Consider the following 8,857-nt stretch of genomic DNA (forward strand, 5'->3'; position numbering starts at 1 on the left):
CGGGACGGCAAGCGCCTCGGTCACGCCCTCGGGGTCGGCTGTGCCGGGCCCGCCGACCCGGGCGGGTGCCCCGAAGCCGCTCCGCGCGGGCGCGGCGCTGTCCACGGCCGTCGACGAGACGGCCTCCGTCGCGTCCACGACGAGGGTGTGCGACACCTTCTCGTGCAGGCCACGCCGGAACCGGGTCTTGTCGATGAGCACCGACCACGCGGGGAGGTAGACGATCACCGAGAGCACGTCGAACACGACCGTGCGGATGGCCGCCCGCGGATAACCGGGCGCGCCCGCCGTCTCGGCGTCCACCACGCGCAGCTGTGCGAGCTGCTTACCGGGGCTCGCACCCCACGCGCCGTGCATCGCGATCGACGCGACCAGGGCGACCAGGGCGCCGATGCCGAAGAACACCCAGCCCAGTTCGAGATCCGCCAGCACGTCGACGATCAGCGCCACGGCGACCACGGTCGCGACCAGGCACAGGTCCGCGATGTACGCGAGCACGCGCAACGCGAGCGGCGCGGCGGTGGCGCGGACCGCGGTGTCGTGCTCGGTCTGTGGATCGAGCTCCGGGCCGGAGGCCTCCACATCCGGTTCGGACGTCGCATCCGGCCGGGCCGTCGCTTGCTCGGACATCGTGTGCCTAACTCCCCTGGTCGCAGACGGGCCGAAGTCCGTCTTTACTCGCTCTCGACGCTATACGGTTTCGCCCGGCTGCGGCGGGCGACATGCCGTCACCAACCGCGCTCGGCGAGGCGGTGCGGCTCGGGGATGTCATCGACGTTGATCCCCACCATCGCCTCGCCCAGACCCCGCGAGACCTCGGCCAGCTTGTCCGGATCGTCGTAGAACGTGGTCGCCTTCACGATCGCCTCGGCCCGCTCCGCGGGATTACCCGACTTGAAGATGCCCGAGCCGACGAACACCCCCTCGGCACCGAGCTGCATCATCATCGCCGCGTCCGCCGGGGTCGCGATACCGCCCGCCGTGAACAGGGTCACGGGCAGCTTCCCCGCCCGCGCCACCTCCACCACCAACTCGTACGGCGCCTGCAACTCCTTCGCCGCGACGTACAACTCGTCCTCGGGCAACGACGTCAAGCGGCGGATCTGGTCCCGGATCTGCCGCATGTGGGTGGTGGCGTTGGACACGTCACCGGTACCGGCCTCACCCTTGCTGCGGATCATCGCCGCACCCTCGGTGATCCGGCGCAGCGCCTCACCCAGGTTGGTCGCGCCGCAGACGAACGGCACCGTGAACGCGAACTTGTCGATGTGGTTGGCGTAGTCCGCCGGCGTCAGCACCTCCGACTCGTCCACGTAATCGACACCGAGGGCCTGCAGGATCTGCGCCTCCACGAAATGCCCGATGCGCGCCTTCGCCATCACCGGGATCGACACCGCCGCGATGATCCCGTCGATCAGATCCGGATCGCTCATCCGGGCCACACCACCCTGCGCGCGGATGTCGGCGGGCACCCGCTCGAGGGCCATCACCGCCACCGCACCCGCGTCCTCGGCGATCTTCGCCTGCTCCGGCGTGACCACATCCATGATCACACCACCCTTGAGCATCTCCGCCATGCCCCGCTTCACACGCGCGGTGCCGGTGACGGGGCGGATCGCCCCGCTCGTGGTCTGAGACTCGGTGGTCACGGATGCTCTCCCTGTTATTCGTGCAGTGCGGCGTGATTCGTGTACGGCCGGCACCGGCACCCTGCACGGTGCCGTGTCGGCCTCCCAGTAAACCCGATGAGCGTCGTGCGGCCGAAAACAGGTGCGTATCAGGCATGCGCCCACTAGCGCGTCGCCTGCGCTCGCGGATGCTTATCGACGGTGCATCGGCTGATCGAACGTCCAGACGCTTATCGCGGAGGCCCTCGTCGATCAGCGTCCGAACCGCCGGTGGGTATCGGCACTTCCGGTAGGTGGCTGCACCGTCGGTGAGCCGGTGCGCGTCGACCCGGATGCCTCGGTCGCGCTCTACCGCCTGACCGCGAGCCCGCGCAGGCCTGATCAGCGGATGTCGACCGTGGGCAACGCGCCCGTGCCGTTCAGCGCGGCACGGGCCTCACCCAGCCGGGACGCCAACTCGCCCGGGTACACCGGCCGCTCGGCGATCAGCGCGCGGATGTCGTCAGCCGTGCACCAGCGGAACTCGTCCACCATCCGCGCCTCGACGTCCCCGAGCCGCGTCGGCGCGGGCGTGAACCGGTCGACCGCACAGACGTAGAAGTACTCGACCGAGTCGAACCGCTGCCCCGCGAACGTGAACACCGACTCGCGCCGGAACACGGGGCCGCGGAGCGCACCGCGGTCGAGCCGCCGTCCGGTCTCCTCGAAGACCTCGCGCACTGCGGCATCGGCGAGTCCCTCACCGTCGTCGACGCCTCCCCCGACCGTGAACCAGAACCCGCGCGTGTCCGCCAGTTGCGGGTCGTGCCCCCGGATCAGCAACACGGCACCGTCGGGGTCGAGCAGCAGCACCCGAGCCGACACCCGCGGCCGGCTCTCGAACACCGGGGTCTCCACCGCGCCGGCGCGGTCGACGATGTCGAAGTAGGCGGGCATCTGCGCTGTACCGCCCAGGTGCAGCGAGCGCACGAACCTGCGGCCGCGGAGCGCGCGGGTGTCCCGGACAGCGTCGTTATGGAAGCGACGGGCGATCATGACGCGTGCGTCGGCGTCCGCGAGCTCGGCGATCAGCGGCGCCGGCAGCGTGGTCACGTCCAGTGCGGACAGCGCGGCCGACAGCCGGTTCTCGGACGTCTCCCGCTCGGTGCGGTCGGCGGCCTCGGCTCGATCGGCGAACCGGCGCAGCCGATCCGCGTGGTCGGGTGGCAGATGGACCGCCACGGTGCGAGCCACCGCGGCCCGACGCGCGAGCGCCGACTCCAGGGCCTGCCAGGACAGGTCGGTGCGCACGTGCAGGCGGTCCAGCCGGTGTGCGGTCTGATATGCGGTGCCCGCCACAGCCACCAGCAGGATCAGGATCAGGCCGGCGACGACGATGCTGGTCGCGGTCAGGTCGATCATCGGACCCACCCGGACGGTCGACTCCCGACGGCCGGGCGGCTACTCATCGACCGTCACCACCACCCCCGGGACTGCGACGGTCTCGTAGACCCGGATCACCTGCTGTGCCACGACGGACCAGTCGAACCGGCGCACGTTCACCGCGGCGCTCGCGACGAGTTCGGCCCTGCGGGCGTCGTCGGACAGCAGCCCGGCGACGGCGGTCCCCAGCGCGGCACCGTCGCCGACCGGTACCAGCACCCCGGAGGCGCCTCCGTCGAGCACTCTCTCGAACGCGTTCAGGTCGCTCGCGACCACCGCGGCGCGCGCCGCCATCGCCTCCACCAGAACGATCCCGAAGCTCTCGCCGCCGGTGTTGGGCGCGACGTACACGTCGGCCGAGCGCAGGGCCTGCTTCTTCGCGTCGTCGCTCACCGCGCCCAGCAGCCGTAGGTGCCTCGCATACGGCCCCGCGTCCCGCAGCAGCTTGTCCTCCTCGCCGCGGCCGATCACCAGCACCTCGACGTCGGGGTGGGCAGCGACGATGGTGGGCAGCGCCTCGAGGAACACGGACATCCCCTTCCGTGGCTCGTCGTAGCGGCCGAGGAACAGGACCGTGCCGCCGGGCCGCGGATACCCGGGCAGGGGCTGCGCGTGCGCGAACGCGTCGACGTCCACGCCGTTGGGGATCTCGATGGCGTCGGACCCGAGGGCCTCCATCTGCCAGCGTCGCGCCAGCTCGGACACCGCGATCTTGCCGCGGATCTTCTCGTGGGTCGGCCGCAGCACGCTCTGGAACACGCTGAGCACCAGCGACCTGCTGGTGGACGTGTGGAACGTCGCCACGATCGGACCGTTGGCGATGGCCAGCGACAGCATGCCGAGGCTCGGCGCGTTCGGCTCGTGCACGTGCAACACGTCGAACCGGCCGTCCTTCAGCCACTTCCGCAGTCGGGAGAAGGCCACGGGGCCGAAGCTCAGGCGCGACACCGAACCGTTGTACGGGATCGCCACGGCCTTTCCAGACGAGACGGCGAAGTCCGGCAGCGGCGTCTCCTTGGACGACGGTGTCAGCACCGATACCTCGTGCCCCATCGAGATCAGCACGCGCGCGAGGTCCGCGACGTGCGCCTGCACGCCGCCCGCCACGTCGAACGAGTACGGGCAGATCATGCCGATGCGCATGCGTGGCTCCTACCCGGCATCCGTCGGCCCGGCGCCGGGCGCGTGTCGGTCCGCGCCCAGCAGCCGGTCCCGGCGCTCCTGCGACCAGTCGGCCTCCCAGAGCGGTTGCAGCATGTGCCAGTCCTGCGGGTGCTCGGCGATGTTGCGCGCGAACGCGTCCGCCAGGCGCTGGGTGGCGACTTCGACACCGTCGGACACGTCGATCGGGTCCTCCGTCTTGAAGCCCCAGCCACCGTCGGTGAACCAGCAGTGCACGGGCAGCAGCGGCGCGCCGGTCTCGATGGCCAGCTTGGCCGGCCCGGCCGGCATGCGTGTGCGCTCGCGGAAGAAGCTGACGGGGACGCCGTGCCGGCTCAGGTCGCGGTCGCCGAGCAGGCAGATCGGCCGGCCGTCGGTCAGGCGCTCGGCGAGGGCTCGCATCGGCGGCTGCTCGCCCCCCGAGGTCGGGAAGATCTCGAAACCCAGCGTCTCGCGGTAGTCGACGAACCGCTGGAACAGCGACTCGGGCTTCAGCCGCTCGGCGACGGTGGCGAACCGCCCGTAGCGGTGCACCAGCCACACGCCCGCCATGTCCCAGTTGCCGCTGTGTGGCAGGGCGAGGACCGCGCCGTTGCCCGCCGCCATCGCGGCGTGCAGCGAGTCGACGGACATGTACCGCTCCATCTCCTCGCCGACCCGGTCAAGGTCCATCGACGGGAGCCGGAACGATTCCTGCCAGTAGCGGGCGTACGAGCGGACCGACGCCGCCATCAGCGCGTCGCGCACCTCGTCGGGACCGACCCCGAGCACGCGGGCGAGGTTGCGCCGCAGCTGGTCCGGCCCACCACCGCGGGTACCGAAATACCCGCCGATCAGGTCGGCACCGCGGACGGCGACCGGTTCCGGGATCCGCCGGGCCAGGGACCATCCCGCGCCGTACGCGTGGTCCGCGAACCGGCCCTTGAGGTCGAGGTCCGCGATCCGACGGGGATCGAGGTCACGCGGGCCGATCACCGGTGGGCCTCGCCGTCACCGGGCGTACCGCCGGGCGCATCGTCGGGGGCGGGAGCCGGCCGGTGCAGCGGCATCAGATCCGTCGCGCCCGGCGAGTTCCGGACGCTCATCGCGCGCTGGACGACGGTGACGATGCTCGCGGCGGCCAACGCCCACATCGCGACATGAATCGCCCACCACAGCCCGAGCCCGGTGAACCCGGCCCCCACCAGCACGATGATGAGGCGATCGGGACGCTCGATCCAGCCACCGTCGCCGTTCAGCCCGGACGCCTCCGCGCGGGCCTTGGCGTACGAGATCACCTGCGAGGTGACGAGGCAGATCAGCGTCGCGATCAGCAGCGACCATCGGTTGCCGTCGTGGTACACCGCCCACCACGCCAGGCCGGCGAAGATGGCGCCGTCGGCGATCCGGTCGCAGGTCGCGTCCAGCCATGCCCCGAATCGGGTCCCGCCACCGCGGGCCCGGGCCATCGCACCGTCCACCATGTCGAACATCACGAAGAACCAGATGATCAACGTGCCCACGAACAGGTGGCCCGAGGGAAACAGCAGGATTGCGGCAGCCACCGAACAGACGGTGCCGAACAGCGTGACCATGTCGGGCGTCAGCCCGGTCTTGATCAGCGCCCGGCCCAGCGGCAGCGTCACCTTGGAGACCGATGCACGGCCTCGGATGCTCAGCACCGGTCTCCTACCTCCATCAATTCGAGTCCTTCCACGCGGCGGCCATGAGCTCCCGGGTGCGCGACAGGATCTGCGGCATCACCTTGGTGCCGCTGAGCACGGTGATATAGCTGGCGTCGCCCGCCCACCTGGGCACGATGTGCTGGTGCAGGTGCTCGGCGATCGAGCCGCCCCCGGCGCGACCCAGGTTCAGGCCGACGTTGAATGCGTCGGGCCGGCTGATCGCCTTGATCACCCGGATCGTCTTCTGTGTCAACCGCATCAACTCCATCGCCTCGGCGTCCGAGAGGTCCTCGAGGTTCGCGACCTTGCGGTACGGCACCACCATCGTGTGCCCGGGGTTGTACGGGAACAGGTTGAGCACCACGTACGCGGTATCCCCCCGGGCCACGATCAGCCCGTCCTCGTCGGACAGCTTGGGGATCTCGAGAAACGCCGTGCTGCCCTCGGGCACCGTCGGCGCCTCCGCGATGTACGCCATGCGGTACGGCGCCCACAGGCGCTCGATGGTGTCCTCGGCGCCCACGCCGAAATCCCGGTAGCGCCCGTCGTCCTGGTCGGCCATCGGTGCTCCTCTTACGCGGCTCAGCTGTCGGTGGTCACGGCCGCGGCGGCGGGGGCCGACTCGGCGTCGAACAACGCGGCGGTGGGCGACTCGTTGCGCCGCGAGTCTATCCAGCCCGCGATGCGATCCGCCGCCTCTGCGACCGGCACCTCGTTGACCTGCGTGCCGTCCCGGAACCGGAAGCTGACCGCGCCCGCTGCCTGGTCCCGTTCGCCGGCGAGCAGCATGAACGGCACCTTCTGCGTGGTGTGGTTGCGGATCTTCTTCTGCATCCGGTCGTCGCCGTGGTCGACCTCGGCGCGGATCCCCCGCTTGCGCAGGTCGCGGATCACCGCCTCGAGGTGGTCGCCGAACTGGTCGGCGACGGGGATCCCCACCACCTGCACGGGCGCCAGCCACGCCGGGAACGCGCCCGCGTAGTGCTCGGTGAGCACGCCGAAGAAGCGCTCGATCGAGCCGAACTTGGCCGAGTGGATCATCACCGGCTGCTTCTTGGTGCCGTCGGCGGCGGTGTACTCGAGGTCGAAACCGGCCGGCTGGTTGAAGTCGTACTGGATCGTCGACATCTGCCAGGTACGCCCGATCGCGTCCTTCGCCTGCACCGACACCTTGGGGCCGTAGAACGCCGCACCGCCCGGATCGGGCACCAGGTCGAGGCCCGACTCGATGCACACCTCCTCCAGGATCTCGGTCGCCGCCGCCCACTGCTCGTCGCTACCGATGAACTTGTCCGAGTCTCCGCGGGTCGACAGCTCCAGGTAGAACTCGTCGAGCCCGAAGTCGCGCAGCAGCCCGAGGATGAAGTCGAGCAGGTGCCGGATCTCGTCCTTCGCCTGCTCCGGCGTCACGTAGCTGTGCGAGTCGTCCTGCGCGAAGCCGCGCACCCGGGTCAGCCCGTGCACCACGCCTGACTTCTCGTACCGGTAGACGTGCCCGAACTCGAACAGCCGCAGCGGAAGCTCCCGGTACGAGCGGCCGCGCGACCGGAAGATCAGGTTGTGCATGGGGCAGTTCATCGCCTTGAGGTAGTAGTCCTGCCCCGGCTTGGTGATCTGCCCGTCGGCGTCCCGTTCCTCGTCCACGTGCAGCGGCGGGAACATGGTGTCCGCGTAGTACGGCAGGTGCCCCGACAGGTGGAACAGGTGCTCCTTCGAGATGTGCGGGGTGCCGACGTACTGGAAGCCGTTCTCGATGTGCTTGCTGCGGACGTAGTCCTCCATCTCACGCTTGATGATGCCGCCCTTGGGGTGGAACACCGGCAGCCCGGAGCCGAGCTCGTCGGGGAAGCTGAACAGGTCCAGCTCCACGCCGAGCTTCCGATGATCGCGCTTCTCCGCCTCGGCGAGCAACTCCAGGTGCGCCTGCAGTGCTTCCTCCGACTCCCAGGCCGTGCCGTACACGCGCTGCAGGTCGGCGTTGGCCTGGTCGCCGCGCCAGTACGCCGCGGAGCTGCGGGTCAGCTTCACAGCCGGGATGTACTTCGTGGTCGGCACGTGCGGGCCGCGACACAGGTCGCCCCAGACTCGTTCGCCGGTACGGGGATTGAGGTTGTCGTAGGCGGTCAGCTCGGCCCCGCCGACCTCCATGACCTCGCTGTCGTCGGCGGCGCCCTTGTCGTCGATCAGCTCGAGCTTGTACGGCTCGTTCGCGAGCTCGGCACGGGCCTCGTCCTTCGACTCGTACACACGTCGGCTGAACCGCTGCCCCGACTTGATGATCTGCTTCATCTTCTTCTCGAGGCCCTTGAGGTCCTCGGGGGTGAACGGCTCGGCGACGTCGAAGTCGTAGTAGAAGCCGTCCTTGATCGGCGGCCCGATGCCCAGCTTGGTGCCCGGGAAACCGTCCTGCACGGCCTGCGCCAGCACGTGCGCGGCCGAGTGCCGGATCACGCTGCGGCCCTCGTCGGTGTTCGAGGAGACCGCGCTGACCTCGGTGTCCTCGGCCGGGACCCAGCTGAGATCCTTGAGGGTGCCGTCGGTCGTCTTGACCACCACGATCGCCTCGGGGCCCTTGTTGGGCAGGTCCAGCTCTCGCATGGCCGCCCCGGCGGCGACGCCGGCGGGGACGGTGAACGTGGTGCTCACGTGTGGATCTCTCCTCGTTGTAGCGGGCGGCATACCTGGCCGCACGCGGGTTGTGGTCCGTCCGATCCTATCGGGGCGGCGCGCCCGCTTCTCCCGGTGGCACCGCGGGGCCCGCTGCGTGTGCGGTCAGCCGCCGAGCCGAGCCGACCGCGCCTCAGGTGTCTGGCGCGGGCAGCTCGCACACTTGGCCATGCCCGGGCACAGGTACAGCAGACAGCACGACCCGCGTCGCACAATGGTCTCCCTCGTCGCTGCGCTCGCCCGCCCGGCACCGCCTGCGATCGTCACCGTCCGCGGCGGCGGGGCGTGCGGACCGCACTCGGCGACCGCGGCGAC

9 protein-coding genes are annotated in these 8,857 nt (G+C 70.2%); all 9 read right to left on the minus strand.

The features are described from left to right. Positions 1–630: RDD family protein (locus ABD908_RS25220; protein ID WP_345001263.1), on the minus strand; the 630-nt coding region annotated here is incomplete at its 3' end. Positions 631–728: 98 nt separating this feature from the next. Beyond that, positions 729–1,649: a pyridoxal 5'-phosphate synthase lyase subunit PdxS gene (gene pdxS, locus ABD908_RS25225; protein WP_345001265.1), complete on the minus strand. Its 921-nt coding sequence runs from the start codon at positions 1,647–1,649 to the stop codon at positions 729–731. A gap of 360 nt (positions 1,650–2,009) precedes the next feature. Further along, positions 2,010–3,029, minus strand: a complete 1,020-nt coding sequence (locus tag ABD908_RS25230; RefSeq protein WP_345001267.1) for an NUDIX hydrolase — start codon at positions 3,027–3,029, stop codon at positions 2,010–2,012. Positions 3,030–3,068: 39 nt separating this feature from the next. Beyond that, positions 3,069–4,193, minus strand: a complete 1,125-nt coding sequence (locus ABD908_RS25235) for a glycosyltransferase family 4 protein (protein ID WP_345001269.1) — start codon at positions 4,191–4,193, stop codon at positions 3,069–3,071. A 9-nt stretch (positions 4,194–4,202) separates the two neighbouring features. Further along, on the minus strand, positions 4,203–5,183 hold the full coding sequence (locus ABD908_RS25240; protein ID WP_425584409.1) for a phosphatidylinositol mannoside acyltransferase: 981 nt from the start codon (positions 5,181–5,183) through the stop codon (positions 4,203–4,205). After that, the gene (gene pgsA / locus ABD908_RS25245; RefSeq protein ID WP_345001271.1) at positions 5,183–5,872 is read right to left on the minus strand and encodes a phosphatidylinositol phosphate synthase; all 690 of its coding nucleotides are present in this window, start codon (positions 5,870–5,872) and stop codon (positions 5,183–5,185) included. The genes ABD908_RS25240 and pgsA overlap by 1 nt, the downstream gene beginning before the upstream one ends. Before the next feature lie 16 nt (positions 5,873–5,888). Further along, positions 5,889–6,437, minus strand: coding sequence for an HIT family protein (locus ABD908_RS25250; protein ID WP_345001273.1), 549 nt, complete (start codon positions 6,435–6,437; stop codon positions 5,889–5,891). A gap of 20 nt (positions 6,438–6,457) precedes the next feature. Beyond that, a complete protein-coding gene (gene thrS, locus ABD908_RS25255; RefSeq protein ID WP_345001277.1) occupies positions 6,458–8,473 on the minus strand; it encodes a threonine--tRNA ligase in 2,016 nt (671 codons plus the stop codon). Positions 8,474–8,647: 174 nt separating this feature from the next. After that, on the minus strand, positions 8,648–8,809 hold the full coding sequence (locus ABD908_RS27750) for a (2Fe-2S)-binding protein (protein WP_425584410.1): 162 nt from the start codon (positions 8,807–8,809) through the stop codon (positions 8,648–8,650). Positions 8,810–8,857 lie beyond the last annotated feature (48 nt).

The organism is Tsukamurella soli, from assembly GCF_039541155.1.
In the GTDB taxonomy this organism is placed as follows: domain Bacteria; phylum Actinomycetota; class Actinomycetes; order Mycobacteriales; family Mycobacteriaceae; genus Tsukamurella; species Tsukamurella soli.

Coding starts and splice junctions, on each gene's coding strand:
- thrS (WP_345001277.1), bottom strand. CDS start 8,473: ATGCGAGAGCTGGACCTGCCCAACAAGGGCCCCGAGGCGATCGTGGTG.
- ABD908_RS25250 (WP_345001273.1), bottom strand. CDS start 6,437: ATGGCCGACCAGGACGACGGGCGCTACCGGGATTTCGGCGTGGGCGCC.
- ABD908_RS25230 (WP_345001267.1), bottom strand. CDS start 3,029: ATGATCGACCTGACCGCGACCAGCATCGTCGTCGCCGGCCTGATCCTG.
- ABD908_RS25235 (WP_345001269.1), bottom strand. CDS start 4,193: ATGCGCATCGGCATGATCTGCCCGTACTCGTTCGACGTGGCGGGCGGC.